This is a genomic window from Marinicrinis sediminis (assembly GCF_042685085.1).
Taxonomy (GTDB): domain Bacteria; phylum Bacillota; class Bacilli; order Paenibacillales; family KCTC-33676; genus Marinicrinis; species Marinicrinis sediminis.
Genome location: NZ_JBHUMM010000023.1, coordinates 221987 through 238647, shown reverse-complemented (window position 1 = coordinate 238647; position 16661 = coordinate 221987). Strand labels below are relative to the sequence as shown.

Genomic DNA, 16661 nt, shown 5'->3' with positions numbered 1-16661 from the left:
GTAAGACCCCTTGTAGACGACAAGGTTGATAGGTTCGAGGTGGACGTGCAGCAATGCATGGAGCTGACGAATACTAATCGGTCGAGGGCTTATCCCAACACAACTCCTGCACCAAGCAGGAGGAAGCAGTACCTGATTCATACCTAAACCTTTCGCATTCAGTTTTGAAGGAGCAAGTGCAAGCTGCACCGCGACTTCTAATGAAATAGGTTTGGTGACAATGGCGGAGGGGTACCACGCGTACCCATACCGAACACGACCGTTAAGCCCTCCAGCGCCGATGGTACTTGGACCGAAGGGTCCTGGGAGAGTAGGACGTTGCCAAGCCAAAGAAGAAAGAGACCGATCCAACAGGACGGTCTCTTTTTGTGATCTTCAATACTCCCTCAGCGAAGGTCGGCCCACTTTGTTCCTCTGTCTTCAAGCGGAGGTCCTGCCCGTCAATCCTCCCCCATCCAGCGGAGACCCTATCCCAAAGCCCGACATTTGTACGAAGTACAAGAAGAGGGTGTGGGAAAGGGTCGGAGCACAAGAAGAGGGTGTTGGGCAGGGCCGGAGCCCCACGTTTATTGTGGATTTTGTGAAGAATACGTTTTCATCTTGAAGAACCTGAAACCTTTGTCTTGACACGATTTTTGCCCTTTTGTTAATATTGTTCCAATAATCATCTATCGTTAGCGAATAATTGTAATCAAACAAGGAGGCAGTGTAATTGTGTGGGAATCCAAATTTGGTAAGGAAGGGTTAACCTTCGACGATGTGTTGCTTGTTCCCCGTAAATCAGAAGTGTTCGGCAAACAGATTGACGTGTCCACTCAGCTCACAGAGAACATTAAGCTCAATATTCCTTTTGTCAGTTCGGCGATGGATACGGTAACGGAATCCAAGCTTGCTATCGCCATTGCGCGTGAAGGCGGCGTAGGCATGATTCACAAGAACATGTCCATTCAGCAGCAAGCCGAAGAAGTCGATCGGGTGAAGCGTTCGGAGAGCGGAGTCATTACCAATCCCTTCTCATTGACACCGGATCATAAAGTGTCTGATGCTGAATCGTTAATGAGCAAATTTCGCATTTCAGGCGTTCCGATTGTCAACGAGCATAACAAACTGGTCGGTATTTTGACGAATCGGGACCTGCGATTTGTGCATGATTACTCGATCACCATTGATCAGGTGATGACGAAGGAAAACCTGGTGACAGCACCGGTAGGAACGACGCTGGAACAGGCTGAAGTGATTCTTCAGCAACACAAAATCGAAAAACTGCCGATTGTGGATGACAACATGCAATTGAAAGGTCTTATTACGATCAAGGATATTGAGAAAGCGATCCAGTTCCCACAGGCCGCCAAGGACGCTCAGGGGCGTTTGCTGGTAGGCGGGGCGATAGGAGTATCCAAAGACGCAATGGAGCGTGCAGAAGCGCTCGTACAGGCCGGTGTGGACATCCTAACCGTGGATTCAGCTCACGGACACCATGTGAATATTCTGGCCCTCGTTTCAGAGCTAAGAACCGCTTATCCTGACCTGCCGATCATTGCGGGAAATGTCGCCACGCCAGAAGGAACAGAAGATCTGATCAAAGCCGGAGCTTCCGTGGTGAAAGTCGGTATTGGCCCAGGTTCAATCTGTACCACCCGCGTCGTTGCTGGAATCGGGGTTCCGCAAATTACGGCCATCTATGATTGTGCCAGTGTAGGACGGAAATATAACGTGCCGATTATTGCAGACGGAGGCATTAAATATTCTGGAGATATTCCGAAGGCGATTGCCGCGGGCGCAAGTGCGGTCATGATTGGCAGCTTGTTCGCCGGTACAGAAGAATCTCCAGGTGAATCAGAAATTTACCAGGGACGCCGTTTCAAAGTATATCGGGGAATGGGTTCACTTGGTGCCATGAAGGAAGGCAGCAAGGATCGCTACTTCCAGGAAAATGAAAGCAAGCTGGTACCTGAGGGGATTGAAGGTCGCGTGGCTTACAAAGGACCTCTTGCCGATACGATCTACCAGTTAATCGGGGGATTGCGCTCAGGAATGGGTTATTGTGGAGCTCCTGATATTGAAGCACTGAAAAATGATACACAATTCGTTCGGATTACCAATGCCGGTCTTCGTGAAAGTCATCCACATGACGTACAGATCACGAAGGAAGCACCGAACTACTCCTTGTAAGAGATATGCACAGATAAATCCGATATAAACATAGGCCTGACAACCGGTAGGCATACCCGTAGAGGGCCTGTGGAACAAGACGAAGCGAAAAGACAGGGAATCATTCCCTGTCTTTTTTTGCACCCATCCATGTGTTACAATTAGACCGTTGTGAGAACAATTGTGGACGCTCATTCGTTATATATAGGTATGATGAAAATGAACAGGGAGAGAATAACCGTGAAGAAAAAATGGAACAAATGGATGGGTATCGTATGCACAGCACTCATGTTGTCATTATTTGTGGGGGGAATGGCTGCACCGCAGTCTGCCTTAGCAGAAGAATCGGAGTCACTGAACCTTCAGGTTAAATCCGCCATCCTGATTGAGGCAAACACAGGACAAGTATTGTATGAAATGAATGCGGATGAGGCTAGACCGCCTGCGAGCATGGCCAAAATGATGACAGAGTATGTGGTCATGAAAGCCATTGAGGATGGACAGATTTCCTATGAAGATTCGGTTACCATTAGTCGATATGCCGCCACCGTGATCGGCTCCGGACAGCTACTTGATGAGGGACGCCAGTATAAAGTCAAGGATTTGCTTCGCAACATGATTATCTTCTCAGGCAACGATGCCGCAGTGGCTTTGGCCGAATATGTAGGGGGCAATGAAACCAACTTTGTCAATATGATGAATGAGACAGCCAAGGAGATCGGCTTGTCTGATACCGCCTATTTTGCCAATGCCACCGGCTTGGATAACGAGGAAGACTTGAAGGAAAATGCACCTGATGTGCCGGGTGAAACTGTCATTTCAGCACGCGACACAGCCAAGCTCGCACAAAAATTGATTCATGATTTCCCTGAGGCGCTAGAGTTCTCCAAGATCCCGCGTGCGACCCTGCATGAGGATGACCCCAACTCCAAGGTACTAGATAACTGGAACTGGATGCTGGAGGGCTGGAAGGAATACAACAATAACTTTTCACAGCTATATGCCTATGAAGGATTGGACGGATTGAAGACAGGACATACCGATGAGGCGGGCTTTTGCTTCACAGGTACCGCAGAGCGAGATGGCATGAGACTGATTAGCGTGGTAATGCATGCCGATACGATTGAGGATCGGTTTAACCAGACCAGCAAGCTGATGGATTATGGTTATAATAACTTCGAAATGAATACGGTTCTTTCTGCGAAGTCTGAATTGGCTGATTTGAAGACCGTTGAAGTGAAGAAAGCCAAGGATACCGATTTGCCAGTTGTCACAGGTGAGGGCGTGACCCTGGTCACTCGCAAGGGAGAAGCAGAAGAAAACATTCAGATTACGGCTTCCCCAACCAGTGAAGAACTGGTTGCCCCGATCAAGCAAGGCGATAAAGTGGGCGAGGTAACCGTCACCTATGCAGGTCCGGTCGGAGAAGTAGTCGAGAAAGTCGATCTGGTCGCTGCAGAGGATGCGGAGAAGGCAGGTTGGTTCAAGCTGCTGATGCGGGCGATAGCCAACTTTTTCGCCAGTCTGTTTGAAGGAATTAAAAATTTATTTTAATTTTCGGGGAACAGACACGGAATAACCGAGTAAATTGGTTGTATATTTATACCTGATGTTGTAAAATACCATGTTAGTAGTTTGAAAATCGTGCAAATACATGAACTTTATCAGATAGAAAATTGGGAGGAAGACAATCATGGAAACAGGTACTTCTCGCGTTAAAAGAGGGATGGCAGAAATGCAAAAAGGTGGCGTCATTATGGACGTCATGAATGCAGAGCAAGCGAAGATTGCAGAGGCATCAGGTGCATCAGCTGTAATGGCACTCGAGCGGATTCCTGCGGAGATCCGGGCAACCGGTGGCGTATCCCGTATGGCAGATCCTCGTATTATAGAAGAAGTCATGAAGGTCGTTTCGGTACCGGTCATGGCCAAAGCCAGAATTGGACATTATGTAGAAGCCAAGGTACTGGAATCCCTGGGTGTGGATTACATCGATGAAAGTGAAGTGTTGACGCCAGCGGACGAAGTGTACCATATCGACAAAGCCAGCTTTACCGTTCCGTTCGTATGTGGCGCGAAAGATATTGGGGAAGCCCTGCGCCGTATCGGAGAAGGCGCGTCCATGATCCGTACCAAGGGTGAGCCGGGAACAGGCAACGTCGTAGAAGCTGTTCGTCATATGCGGATTATCAAAGGACAAATTCGTAAGATTCAGAACATGTCCCGCGATGAGCTGATGACTGAAGCCAAAAATCTGGGTGCGCCGTATGACCTGGTTATGTATGTGCATGAAAACGGCAAGCTGCCCGTCGTTAATTTTGCAGCAGGCGGCGTTTCCACACCAGCGGACGCAGCACTTATGATGCAACTTGGTTGTGACGGTGTGTTTGTTGGATCAGGCATTTTCAAATCCGACAATCCCGAGAAATTTGCCAAAGCGATCGTGGAAGCGACCACGCATTATCAGGACTATGAGCTGATTGCAAGAGTCTCAACCGGACTTGGCAATCCGATGAAAGGGATCGAAATTTCCCAGTTGCACGCTTCCGAGCGTATGCAGGATCGCGGCTGGTAAGAAAGAGATCGATACAGCAATCATCCAAGACAAGCCATTTTGCGATTGATCATGTGTGATTGATCATGGATGTACGGTAAGGAAAGAGAGAAGGGTAACGCATGAAAATCGGGGTACTCGCATTACAAGGAGCCGTAGCCGAGCACGTTCGCATGATCGAACAGGCAGGTGCGGAAGGTGTCGTAATCAAGAAAGTGGAGCAATTGCAGGAGATAGATGGCATCATTATTCCTGGGGGAGAGAGCACCACCATCGGAAAACTGATGCATACTTACGGATTTATCGATGAGCTGCGGCAATTTGCTGCTGCTGGAAAAGGGATATTTGGTACCTGTGCCGGTCTAATTGTGCTTGCCACAGAAATTGCCGGCCAGACACAACCACATTTGGGGCTGATGGATATGAAGGTTCAGCGCAATGCGTTCGGTCGCCAGCGGGAAAGCTTTGAGGCCGATCTGCAAGTGAAGGATCTGGATCACACCGTTCGGGCTGTTTTCATCCGTGCTCCGCTCATTTTGGAAGTGTCGGATCAGGTAGAGATCGTCTCGGAATTTGAAGGACAGATCGTAGCTGCGCGGCAAGGAAAACTGCTTGCTGCATCCTTCCATCCGGAATTGACAGACGACATCGGCATGCATCGCTATTTTGTAGATATGTTGAATGACAAATAAATATCCCTTGAACGCGGAAAGCACCTTTTACTCTAAAAAGGTGCTTTCCGTCCAATATTGAAGTAAGATGGGAACAGGCCAAACAGGAGCAAATAAACTCCTTCAAGGAGGTAATGGATATGTTAGACGCAAGGAAATTAAGAAATGAAACGGACCAAGTCAAGCAGGCGCTGACGCATCGGGGTGCTTCCTTAGAGGAGATTGAGCAGTTTACTACCCTTGATCAGCAGCGCAGAGAGCGGCTGCAGCAGGTTGAACAGCTGAAAAACCGTAGAAATACCGTTTCCCAGGATATCGCCAAAAAGAAAAAAGCCAAAGAAGATGCCGAAGACTTGATCGTGGAGATGCGGCAGGTATCTGATCAAATTAAACAGATGGATGAGGAAATCAGGGACATCGAAGAAAAGCTTCAGCCCCTGGTACTGGGCATTCCAAACCTTCCGCATGAAAGTGTTCCCGTTGGAGCATCGGAGGATGACAATGTAGAAGCTCGCAAATGGGGCGAGCCCAAGAGCTATGGATTTGAGCCTAAGCCGCACTGGGATGTAGCCGATGCGCTCGGCATTCTCGATTTTGAAGCTGCTGCCAAAGTGACCGGCTCACGCTTTGTTTTCTATAAAGGGCTGGGCGCCAGGCTAGAGCGTGCACTCATCAATTTTATGATGGACCTACATAGCACGGAGCACGGGTATACGGAAATGCTGCCACCGCTGATGGTCAATCGTGACAGCATGGTGGGAACCGGCCAGCTGCCGAAGTTCGAAGAAGATGCCTTCAAAGTTGGTGAAACCGACTATTACATGATTCCTACCGCGGAGGTACCCGTTACCAATTATCATCGTGAAGATATTCTTACCAATGAGGATCTCCCGAAATATTATGTCGCTTATACGCCTTGCTTCCGTTCCGAAGCGGGATCGGCCGGGAGAGACACCAGAGGACTCATCCGTCAGCATCAATTCAACAAGGTTGAAATGGTCAAGCTGGTGGCACCTGAACAGTCCTATGAGGAACTGGAGAGCTTAACAGGTCATGCAGAGAAAGTGCTGCAGCTGCTGGAGCTTCCTTATCGCGTCATGACACTCTGTACCGGAGATCTTGGATTCTCCGCAGCGAAAACATATGACATCGAAGTGTGGCTGCCAAGCATGAATACGTATCGTGAAATATCTTCTTGCAGCAACTTTGAGGATTATCAGGCGCGCAGAGCCAACATTCGCTTCCGCAGAGACGCACAAGGCAAGCCTGAATTTGTGCATACGCTGAATGGTTCAGGATTGGCTATCGGCAGAACGGTAGCTGCCATCCTGGAGAATTATCAGCAGGAAGACGGGTCGGTGACGGTGCCGAAAGCGCTGATTCCTTATATGAATGGTGCAGAAAAATTGGCAATGCACTAGTGCTTGATTTGCGATTCCATTCTGTGTTATACTGCTCCTTGTCACCGTTATTAAACACCATGACTGACACAACACGAAAATGACGGGGACAAGAGCTTTTTCATATGGAGAGGTGGTCGAGTGGTTGAAGGCTCTGGTCTTGAAAACCAGCGAAGGGGCAACTCTTCCGTGGGTTCGAATCCCACCCTCTCCGCCAGTTAAGTTCCAGCTAAAGTGAAGATGATAGGGTCTACATACAAAGAGCAGAAATGCTCTTTTTTTTATGCTCAAATTTGTGTGGTCCTCCCCCTGGTATCGCTCGAATAAAACAGCAGACGGGTTGGCAGATTAAAGGGTGTGGAGGTGTTTGCAGATGACGACAACATCCGTTTTAAATGTGGATCGCAACCAATTGCTGCAGACTTGGCAATCGACATTGCCTGACATGCTTAAAGAGGGAGACAGCTGTCAAATTGAACTGGACGCCGTCCATCCCGACCGTTTGCATATTACCATTGATATGGCAGGACGGACGCAGTATTCTTTTGACTTCCACTGCACATATCTGGATGAACGTGAGGTGAAAGTCGATCTGGTCGATGTCCAGCAAGGGCATGATGCGATTGATGAGAGAAGTGAGCACATTCAGCATTTCGTGAAGGAATACATTCGCCATATCCATGAATGCGCACAGGGTGTTCAGCATTTGACCCATGCCTAGACCGTGTGCCTGAGCGCATTGAAGAGAAGTGTAGCTGCACGTACCCAACACCTGAACGTACTTGAGCGTACCTAAGCGTACCTAAGCGTACCTGAGAGTACCTAAGCGTACCTGAGCGTACCTGGAGTACACAGGATGCCTGAGATTACGGGTCGTATTGATCAGAAGAGGAGGTTGCAGGCATGAATGATAAGATGTATACCCCGCCAAATCCGCACGAGCTCACCAATCGGCACAATGCAGAAACGGTGATTGGAGATGGCCCGCTGTCCGGCTCGAAGAAAACGAAGACCGCCAATCATTCCCGCCAGAACCAGCAGAGCTCCGGTTCAGGACATCGTTAATTTTACGTCGAAGACGATGTCGCAAGTCTTGAAGAAGACAGGATAAGAAAGTGGATACGGCCTTTGAGGGGAAAGAACAGCTTTCTTCTCAAAGGCTGTTTTTGTCCTATCATGAGGGAAGCGACATTTTCCAAGTGCAATAATCAGAACTGAAACTTGACCGGAGACTGGAGGAGGGATTGTCCATGTTGAACATGATCTTCAATGCCGTCATACTCGTGCTGTCCGGCATGATCTTACTGCGCATAGCAGGCCGAAAATCCATTTCACAAATGAGTGTCATGACGACGGTCATTATGATTTCGATCGGAACCACGATTGTCCAGCCGCTGAACCAGGACAAAGTTTGGAATGCGGTGGTGGTGGCCTCCACCTTTATCGGCGTCTTAATCGTAACAGAGTGGCTGACCATGCGCTTCAATCAAGTGGATCAGTGGCTGAATGGAAAGGCAAGCCTCGTGATATCAGATGGGGTCATACAGGACAAGCAGTTGAAAAAACTGCGAATGACCGTGGATCAGCTGGAGATCAGGTTGCGTGAACATGGCATCGGGGCCATCACAGATGTGAAGACCGCTACATTGGAAGTGAACGGGATGCTCGGCTATGAACTGTATCCAGAGGCCAAACCCCTTACCTTGCGGGAATTCAGAGCCTATATGGAGCAGCTTTCTCATGCACCACCTTCCGCTCCGCTGTTTGAAGAAGTGAAGAATGACAGCCATGCAAATCCCGTCCCGAAGCGCTTGCAGTGAGTAACGATCAAGCTTCATCCACCTCTACCTGTCAAAGATCATTCATAAACTTGTCAAATCCAATTACAGAAAAGTATTGACGTGAGCATTGAAAATGATTATCATTGTTTTGAACATGACAGTGAAAATCATTCTCATATCATTTTCGATGAGAGATGACAGCGGAATCCAGACAACCTGGGCAGTCCGTATGAGAGGAAAGAGGCGAGACACAATTGCAATTTAAAATGAACAAACTGGTGCCGATCCTTGTAATGTTCCTGATCGCAAGCCTGATAGCCGCGCCTTCTGCATGGGCATACAGCTATGGGGATCCCAATAAGGAAACGATCGCAGAGGCTTATGTGGATATGTCGGCCAAGTTGAAGCAAAATCCACCAAACTGGAAAAGTGTCAAGGATATCTACCTTGTACATAAAGGCGAGCTCGAGCTGGAATTCGGCTCACAGAAAACAAAAGCACTGGAGCAAAACATTCAGGATCAGGATGCAAAAGCTTTCGAAGCCAATTATCAATCCATCCTGGTGTCCAATATCGAGCGTCGCTTCAAGTCGATTCGCAGTACGGGCGACGATTATGCGAAGCAAAAGCTCTTGTTGGCGAAAGCACTCGGAACCTTCGACGTATTGGAGCCGTATGTGGGCAGCAGCAAGGTAACCAGCTCCGTTCGCACCGCATTTGATGAAGCGTTGGAAGCGCTCGGAAATCCCGGCTTGTTCGGGGTTGGGAAGGTAGAGAAGGATGAGCAGAAGCTGAATGAAAGTATGGACCTGATTTCAAGCAAGCTGAAGCCGCTGTTTCCATTTACCGTTCCCGTTGCGAAGCCCAAGGAGCCGACTCCGCCTCCTGTAGAGAAAGAAAAGCCAAAGCCGGAGCCGGAGCAAGAAAAGCCGACTCCAGCCAAGCCAGACCCGCCAGCCAAAACCGATACCTCATCGTCTGACACGTCTAAGCAGTCCGACAAGAACGATCAGCCAGCAAATCCAACTGCGACATCCCCTGACTCCGATACGGATGCAGATGCATCTGATGAAGAGCCGACGGATCTTGCCAGTGACGCTGAGGGCGAATCGACCGAAGATGGGGAAGCAGGCGATACAGCTTCCGAAGAACCTGTCGTGGATGGGGATGAAGGAACAGCCGCGCAGGAAGATGAGGAATTGGAAACTGAATCGGTCGAAGATGAGCTGGAAGAGGTAGAAACAACTGCTTCTGTGGCAGACGCATCTGAAGTAGGCGAGACGGAGAATGCCTTCGCTGATGCCCCGCTGGAAAACAATAAGATCAACCCGGTAGTCACGGCAACCGTCATTGGTTCAGTCGTACTGATCGGTGGCATTGTCGTATTCCTCGGTCTTCGTAAAGGATGGTTTAAATTTTAGCAAGTGCATGTTCAAAACATATATCAAATGGGGAGAGAATGACATGAACAAACAGGTATTGAAAAGCTTCACCGCAGTAAGTTTGGCACTTATCTTGATGTTTTCTGCTGTATCCGGATTTGCAGCGGTTTCTGGGGAAACAGAATTCCAGCTCAAGTCCGACACAACGGTTCAGCAAAATCAATTGGAAGTGTTTGAAGAGTTGAAAACCTTGGCAGGCGCAGAACAAGCCGATCTCAATCAGGTGAAGGCTGTATATGAAGCCAAGATTCAGGCTGCTGTACAAAGCCGGAATGAAACCATCGATACGCTGATTTCTCAATTGATTGAGGGCGGTATTGAAGGCCAGTTTAGCGCAGGTCAAGTCAAGCAAGCGGTAGATAAAGGGCTTCAGTGGTTCTTCTATGACGAGATCACCCATCTGACAAAGGTGGTTGCGGTAGAAGCGCTTGAAGCAGGCGATACCAAGACTGCCCAGGTAGCACTGGATCAGGCAATTGAATTGTATGCCGGTTCTCTCGGGGTAACGGCAGGCAAACGGGATAGCGGACTAGGTACGCTGACCCAGCATCAACTGAATACGATCATCATTCCATATTTGCAATTGTCTCTTGAACAAGGAAATCTCACCAACTATAAAGTTGCTCGCCAAATGTTCGACAAAACGTTGATCAAGGTGTATGTCCTCGCTACTGCGCAATATGCAGAGAAGGCCAATGCCAGCTATGAAGCAAATGAAATCGACACGATGAAAATTCAGCAGACGGAAGGTTATTTCTTCTTCATGCCGATTTACAATTCCTTGAGCAAGGGTTCCAAAACAGCAGCCGATGCCATTCAAGCGGCATTTGCTCATCAGGATGCGTCCTTGCTGGACGGCAAGCAAGTTGAAGCTTGGCTGGCAGAGAGCCTAGCTGTCAAAATCAATGAATATCTGGAGAAAACACAAGCTGCTCTTGATGCAGGAGATGATGCAAAAGCGCTGGAAATGGCTGCAGAAGGCATTACGTTCGTAGGGGCGCTGGAAATCATTCATACCCATCGTTTTGATGCTGATGCTTTCGCCAAGTTGTCCGCTTCTACAGAAGCCTACTATCAAGCTGTGAACAAAATTGCAGAAGGCGAGTGGGACGTAACGGCCAAGTCCGAATCAGAAGCAGCGATTAGACAAGCATTGTCTGCATATGCGGGTGTAAACTTTGTCATTGGGTCCAAGGAGATCAAGAAGAACGGATCAGCTACAACGTACAATGAGCTGGTAAACTACCTCGAGCCTGCTACGAACCGCACGATGGCGTCTGTACGGATGATTTCCGAAGCCGTTGGCGCGCAGGTAGACTACGATAAAGAAACCAAAACAGTGCAAGTAACCAAAGGCTCAGACAAGATTGAAATGACAGTCGGTTCGATGAATGTGACCGTAAATGGTGCAGCAGAAGCCGTCGTACTGGATCAAGCAGCTGTCATCAAGGATGATCGTCTGTACATTCCGCTTCGCGGCCTGGTAGAGCTGCTTGGCACGAAAGTATATTATCAAAAAGATGCAGGTGTAAGCACCGTCATCTTGTTCTAATCATCTGCAAGGGCAGGAAACATCCATGAAGATTCTTCGGACAGCACGCGAACGGAGGAGCCTGCATCATGGGTGTTTCCCTGTTTTAAGTTGAAGATGGGGATCGGGAAAGGGTAGAGGGGGAAGCAGCATGGCATTTTCACATTTTTCAGCATTTTTGATTACATTCCGCGAGGCGCTGGAAGCCTTGCTCATTGTCGGCATCATCATGACTTATCTGAATCGTGTCGGCGCAAAGAAATGGAACAAGTGGGTATTGGTTGGGGTGTTTTTAGCCGTCCTGACGGCGATTCTCGTCGCCTTCCTGTTCCAGATTGTATTTGTCGGTTATGGCGGATTGAAGAGCAGTATTTATTTGCGGTTCGGCGTCTTGTTTGTTTCCGTATTCTTATTGACGCACATGGTATTGTGGATGGTCGGTCAGCGCAAGGATCAGAAAAAGAGCATGGAGGCCAAGCTGGCCCAGATTCTGACGACGGGCAGCATTGCCAACATGATCATCCATTCGTATCTCGTGGTCATGCGGGAAGGCGTAGAAACGGTATTTTTCTTTGCCGCTATCAGTAACGGCGATATTACTAAAGCCTTTTTGAGCTGGGGAGCCTGGCTAGGCTTGCTGTCTGCGGTCACGATCTCGCTTCTGTTCTTCAAGAGTGCGAGGCGCATCTCCATTTCTTCCTTCTTCAAGCTAACCAGTATCTTCATTGTCTTCATTGCGGCTGGACTGTTGTCCAACACAGTCGGAATGATGCAGGATATGGGCTATATGAAGAGTGTCCATATGACCCCGGGCGGTCAGGTCGGCGAGCTTTACGATTTGAAAGGATTCATGCCGGAGCATCCGGATGATGAAGCACATTATGCGAGAGATACGGGAAATGACACGGTGATCAGTGGTCAGGTTGGCATTTTCTTCAGCGCGATGTTTGGCTATACGCACAATCCATCGGTTGAACAGTTTGTGTTCTATTGGGGATACTATCTGTTTGCCTTCTTGCTGGCTGGCTGGTATGCACGCCGGAAAGGGCGCAGTGCGACACAGACTGACCAGCCGTCTGTGAAGCCTTCTGTAACGACTCAGCCTGCTACCAAGCCGTCTGTATAGCTCCCTCTCTATACCCGAATGAACCATCCCGATTGCAAGCCACTTCCAGGAACCTGTGAGGCCACCCTGGAGGTGGCTTTTTCATGGTCTTATGGAAAAGCTGAGACTCCATCCTCCTGCAAGGCCATTTGCTGCGGGGTCTCAACTTCATCAGTGGAGACAAAGTTGGCCCGCAGTTCGGCCAGTTCATCGTCTGGAATGACGACATTCGGGTATTCCCAATAGCCGTTGAAAGGAAGATGGACAACCGCTGCGCCGGAAAATTGCCCGTAATATTTCGTGACCATGGCGAGCATTGTACGATTGGTCATGTCTGTCTTCAAATTGCGGGTCACCACATCCATCAGGTCAAACATCTTGGGCAAGCTGTTCCAGCTGTGAAGCTTCTCGATCAGGGCTGTCACCACTTGTTTTTGTCTGGCTGCTCGCTCGAAATCATTGGAATCATAAGCAGGGCCGCGGTCATCGAGACGGAAACGGGCATAGTTCAGTGCATTCCTTCCATCGAGCAATTGCAAACCCGGCTCCAGGTGAATATGGGTATCATCGAAATCGGCATCGTATTGCATCGTCCGATCGACATTGATCTCAACGCCGCCCACTTCATCGACAAGCGAGACGAGGGTCTGAAAATGGACGAGAAAGGTGTAGTCGATCTCGGTTTCCAGTACATGCTCTACAGCTTCCCTGGTCAGGACCATCCCTGAACGGAGATAGGCTTCAGGAAATTGGCGGTCGCCAAAGGATATTTTCTTGTCGCTTTCTAGCTTGTCGCTTTTCAGCTTGTCGCTTTCCAGCGCGGGATTTTCGGAAGCGAGCAGTCGGGCCTGGGAATAGCCTTTTGCGAAAACGGCATTGATTTTCACATCGGGAAACGGAGCATCGATTCTCAGATCCCTTGGCAGTGATACCAGCTTGATCTGTCCGGTTTGCGGAATGACATGGGCCGCCAGCAACGTATCCGTATTGAGACTGACATGCTGATCCCGTGCATCGATCCCGATCAGGAGGGCATAGAAATCTTCGGCTTTTGCTGTCTGATCGGTGTCAGCTCCGTCTGCTGGTGGAGAAGGGGTGAAGAACTGCGCTGCTACGGTTTCTTCTACGAGCGGATTCGACGTATCCAAATGAGTATTTCCAAGGCTTATGTACAGTTTAGTAATGACCGCGGCAGCCAGGAAAACGAACAGGCAAGCCGTGATCCAGAACCATCTCTTGGGACGATACCAGCTTTGCAATCTTGTCATACGAAAATAAACTCCTCTCGGGCTTGTTCATGCTAATAGACGATATTCATTCCGTTGGAGTTGCATGTAGTCTGTCCTTTCCGCAAGCGCTACCAACAAAAAAGGGTTGATTTTCTAGGTTTTCCTGTATAGGATGGAGAAGGGATACTATTGTCATTATGAGAGGAGAAACTAGATTGAAAAAATATGTAGGTTTGTTTACAGCGCTCATGCTGATGCTCACATTTGCCTTGGCAGGCTGCGGAAGCAAAGAGGAACTGGAGCCGAAAGATGCCTTGCAAAAAGCTATGAACGCAGCGATGGAGCTTGATTCGTATAGCTTTGAGGGAACGATGAAATTGAAAGTGGAAGCTGCACCGGAAGTGCTGCAGAATGATCCTGCTGCAGAGATGGCGATGAACATGTTCAGCAACACGACCATGACGATTGCCGGCGCCTATCAAAAAGACCCGATGCAGGCAGAGATGACTTTGAACCTGGATATGGGCGACTTGAATGTTGGCATACCGATGGTTGTCACCGAGAAAAAAGTGTATGTAAAAGTGCCGAACATTCCGATGCTGGCAATGTTCATTCCGGAAGAAGCGACAGGCAAATTCATCGAGATTGATCTGGATGAGCTGGCAGAAATGAGCGGGGAAGAAGCTGCACCGCAAATCGATATGGAAACCCAGCAAAAAATGGGTGCCGAGATTTTTGATGCGTTCATGGGGAAATTTGAAGGAGAAACATACTTCAGCAGCTATAGCGCAGATGATGTGAAGCTTCCTTCCGGGGTAGAAGCTGACCAGGTTGTTAAATTCCAGGTGAAGGAAGACAATGTGGAAGAAGCGATCACGACGTTGGTACAAAAAGCTCTTCCAGCTGTTTTTGATGTGCTTATGAAGGAAGAATATGCCGATGTGTTGGGTGTAGAAGTTACGGAACTGAAAGATGCGAAAAAAGAACTGGAAGAAATGGATATCGAAGAAATTAAAGAGGGCGTAGCGGAGATCAAGGAAGAAGTAGCGATTAACGATATCAGCATCACGACCGCGCTCGACGAAGATTATCATATTCCATACATGGAGTTCAATTTCAATCTTGGGGACAACACAGCCGATAGCGAAGTAGAGACGATCATCTTCAACTATTCGCAGAAAATGACGGATATGAACAAAGATGTGGAATTCGAAATTGGCATTCCTGAAGGTGACGATGTGCTGACCATGGATCAATTCAGTGAGCTTATGGGGCAAGGCTTGCAATTCTAATGAAAACTTCTTACAGGGAAGTCTACTGACTGATCTCCTGCCAATCGGCGTCCTGGTGACCTGAGTGGCGGGGGATTTTTGTTATTCGGAGTCTTTTAGAAAAGGCTATGCGTGATATCCATGACAGCTTATTGCCATGGATTGGAACGAAGAGATCGAATTGGATTGGAATGAAAGAGGGAGATATCGTTGAGAAGGAACAGGGAAACACGTACCATCCTGGTGTTTACGCTGGCGGTCCTGTGGCTAGTGGGGATGCTTGTGCTGTCTGGTTGCGATTCCGGTGATCATGAGGATGCCGAGCAAGGATCGGCAAAGGCTAACACATCGGGGGCTGTTTCTGCTGGTGGCTCAGACACACAAGAAGGAACAAACGAGACCACGGACGATACGGTCGATGATGAGCAAGTTGCCAAGCAAACATACCTGGAAACCGAGTGGGGATTGACTGATGGAGAGAAGCGGGCGTTGCCTGCGACGGTAATTTTGTACGAGCAGCCTTATGCGCAGACGGCGGTTTCCTATGTGGATGAGCTCAAGCAGGGAACGCAGGTGGAGATCATCGACGCAGCGCCGGAGGAAGAGATGGTCAAAGTGCGGACAACCCGTCAGCAAGGCTGGGTCCCTGCATGGATGTTAATGGAGAAGGCGCAAGAAATGGTCGAGGTGACCCCATATGAAATGATCGTCAAGCAACAGACCTCATTTTACCTCTATCCGGAACAGGAAGAGCCGTATGGCTTCGAGCTGGAAAAGGGAAGGGTCGTACAGATCCAGAAAGAATTTGACGATTGGGTCGAAGTGGATTTTCTGATCGGAGATGCCGGCTATATTGATCACCGCTGGATGAGAAAGGATCGCCTCATGCGCTATGAGGATGATCAGGCTCGAGATGGTCTCGTGATACCCGGCCGTACAGCCTACGCTGATTTCAGGTTTGGGGTATGGATCATCGGAGAAGAGGATGGGGAATACCAGGTGGAAGGACCGGGTGGGGCTACCGGTACAGTTCCAATAGAAGATTTCATACCGAATCCCTTCGCAAACCCCCTGTTCGAGCTTCATTATACGCATGACGAGGGAATGGATCGGAATTGGATCGTAGCAGATGTGCAGGAGGATCACTTTGTATTGGAGCGTCCTGCTCCAACAGAGTCAGACCCAGACTCACAGCTAGATACGGACACAGAGACGGACACAAATGGAGATCCTGATGCAGAGGTACATAGAGATGCGGAGGGAGAGGCGCAGGTTGTGACTGCTGAAGATTCCCTGATCCTGCCGTTTGAGGATCTGCTGGTATCTGATACGAGGAGTCGATTGAAGCCTGTACTTCGCTACCCAACGACAGATGTAGAGCTTGCCATCACCGAGAAGTGGGTACAGCAACTGATGACGGATACGGCATATCGTGAGGCGGTTAAAGAACAGCTCGATCAGCCTTTTACCGTGCTTACCCTATCCGATTTTGATTTGTAAGCTGAAGGGACAACGGACGCAGGACG

At 48.9% G+C, this 16661-nt stretch carries 14 protein-coding genes, 1 tRNA gene and 2 rRNA genes; 16 read left to right on the top strand and 1 reads right to left on the bottom strand.

Annotated elements, in window-relative coordinates:
• The 14 genes from ACFSUC_RS10930 to ACFSUC_RS10865 all read left to right on the top strand — a co-directional run.
• Positions 1-97: ribosomal RNA gene (locus ACFSUC_RS10930) — 23S ribosomal RNA — on the top strand; the annotation flags it as partial.
• Positions 98-210: 113 nt separating this feature from the next.
• A 5S ribosomal RNA gene (gene rrf / locus ACFSUC_RS10925) occupies positions 211-327 on the top strand.
• 387 nt (positions 328-714) lie between these two features.
• A complete protein-coding gene (gene guaB, locus ACFSUC_RS10920; RefSeq protein ID WP_379929618.1) occupies positions 715-2172 on the top strand; it encodes an IMP dehydrogenase in 1458 nt (485 codons plus the stop codon).
• Positions 2173-2391: 219 nt separating this feature from the next.
• Positions 2392-3705, top strand: coding sequence for a D-alanyl-D-alanine carboxypeptidase family protein (locus ACFSUC_RS10915; protein ID WP_379929617.1), 1314 nt, complete (start codon positions 2392-2394; stop codon positions 3703-3705).
• Positions 3706-3841: 136 nt separating this feature from the next.
• Positions 3842-4726: a pyridoxal 5'-phosphate synthase lyase subunit PdxS gene (gene pdxS / locus ACFSUC_RS10910; protein WP_379929628.1), complete on the top strand. Its 885-nt coding sequence runs from the start codon at positions 3842-3844 to the stop codon at positions 4724-4726.
• A 101-nt stretch (positions 4727-4827) separates the two neighbouring features.
• The gene (pdxT, locus tag ACFSUC_RS10905) at positions 4828-5397 is read left to right on the top strand and encodes a pyridoxal 5'-phosphate synthase glutaminase subunit PdxT (RefSeq protein WP_379929616.1); all 570 of its coding nucleotides are present in this window, start codon (positions 4828-4830) and stop codon (positions 5395-5397) included.
• 119 nt (positions 5398-5516) lie between these two features.
• Positions 5517-6797, top strand: a complete 1281-nt coding sequence (serS, locus tag ACFSUC_RS10900; protein ID WP_379929615.1) for a serine--tRNA ligase — start codon at positions 5517-5519, stop codon at positions 6795-6797.
• 106 nt (positions 6798-6903) lie between these two features.
• Positions 6904-6993 (top strand) — tRNA-Ser (locus ACFSUC_RS10895).
• A gap of 156 nt (positions 6994-7149) precedes the next feature.
• Entirely contained in the window at positions 7150-7497 is a 348-nt protein-coding gene (locus ACFSUC_RS10890) for a hypothetical protein (protein ID WP_379929614.1), read from the top strand.
• Between the two features lie 182 nt (positions 7498-7679).
• A complete protein-coding gene (locus ACFSUC_RS10885; RefSeq protein ID WP_379929613.1) occupies positions 7680-7841 on the top strand; it encodes a small acid-soluble spore protein P in 162 nt (53 codons plus the stop codon).
• A 185-nt stretch (positions 7842-8026) separates the two neighbouring features.
• Positions 8027-8596, top strand: a complete 570-nt coding sequence (locus ACFSUC_RS10880) for a DUF421 domain-containing protein (RefSeq protein ID WP_379929612.1) — start codon at positions 8027-8029, stop codon at positions 8594-8596.
• Positions 8597-8811: 215 nt separating this feature from the next.
• The gene (locus tag ACFSUC_RS10875) at positions 8812-9978 is read left to right on the top strand and encodes a hypothetical protein (RefSeq protein WP_379929611.1); all 1167 of its coding nucleotides are present in this window, start codon (positions 8812-8814) and stop codon (positions 9976-9978) included.
• A 43-nt stretch (positions 9979-10021) separates the two neighbouring features.
• Positions 10022-11551 (top strand): copper amine oxidase N-terminal domain-containing protein, encoded by a 1530-nt coding sequence (locus ACFSUC_RS10870; RefSeq protein WP_379929610.1) that lies wholly within the window; start codon positions 10022-10024, stop codon positions 11549-11551.
• Between the two features lie 130 nt (positions 11552-11681).
• A complete protein-coding gene (locus ACFSUC_RS10865) occupies positions 11682-12656 on the top strand; it encodes an FTR1 family iron permease (RefSeq protein WP_379929609.1) in 975 nt (324 codons plus the stop codon).
• Positions 12657-12745: 89 nt separating this feature from the next.
• Here the strand turns inward: ACFSUC_RS10865 and ACFSUC_RS10860 are convergent, their stop codons facing one another.
• Positions 12746-13903 (bottom strand): LCP family protein, encoded by a 1158-nt coding sequence (locus tag ACFSUC_RS10860; RefSeq protein WP_379929608.1) that lies wholly within the window; start codon positions 13901-13903, stop codon positions 12746-12748.
• A 176-nt stretch (positions 13904-14079) separates the two neighbouring features.
• Between ACFSUC_RS10860 and ACFSUC_RS10855 the strand changes: the two genes are divergently transcribed.
• Complete coding sequence (locus ACFSUC_RS10855) at positions 14080-15156, top strand: hypothetical protein (protein ID WP_379929607.1); 1077 nt, start codon at positions 14080-14082, stop codon at positions 15154-15156.
• 189 nt (positions 15157-15345) lie between these two features.
• Complete coding sequence (locus ACFSUC_RS10850; protein ID WP_379929606.1) at positions 15346-16635, top strand: hypothetical protein; 1290 nt, start codon at positions 15346-15348, stop codon at positions 16633-16635.
• Positions 16636-16661 lie beyond the last annotated feature (26 nt).

What these genes read in the sequence shown, in the direction of transcription:
- ACFSUC_RS10890 (WP_379929614.1), top strand. Translation starts at nt 7,150, where the DNA reads ATGACGACAACATCCGTTTTAAATGTGGATCGCAACCAATTGCTGCAG.
- ACFSUC_RS10870 (WP_379929610.1), top strand. Translation starts at nt 10,022, where the DNA reads ATGAACAAACAGGTATTGAAAAGCTTCACCGCAGTAAGTTTGGCACTT.
- ACFSUC_RS10865 (WP_379929609.1), top strand. Translation starts at nt 11,682, where the DNA reads ATGGCATTTTCACATTTTTCAGCATTTTTGATTACATTCCGCGAGGCG.
- serS (WP_379929615.1), top strand. Translation starts at nt 5,517, where the DNA reads ATGTTAGACGCAAGGAAATTAAGAAATGAAACGGACCAAGTCAAGCAG.
- pdxT (WP_379929616.1), top strand. Translation starts at nt 4,828, where the DNA reads ATGAAAATCGGGGTACTCGCATTACAAGGAGCCGTAGCCGAGCACGTT.
- ACFSUC_RS10860 (WP_379929608.1), bottom strand. Translation starts at nt 13,903, where the DNA reads ATGACAAGATTGCAAAGCTGGTATCGTCCCAAGAGATGGTTCTGGATC.
- ACFSUC_RS10885 (WP_379929613.1), top strand. Translation starts at nt 7,680, where the DNA reads ATGAATGATAAGATGTATACCCCGCCAAATCCGCACGAGCTCACCAAT.
- ACFSUC_RS10880 (WP_379929612.1), top strand. Translation starts at nt 8,027, where the DNA reads ATGTTGAACATGATCTTCAATGCCGTCATACTCGTGCTGTCCGGCATG.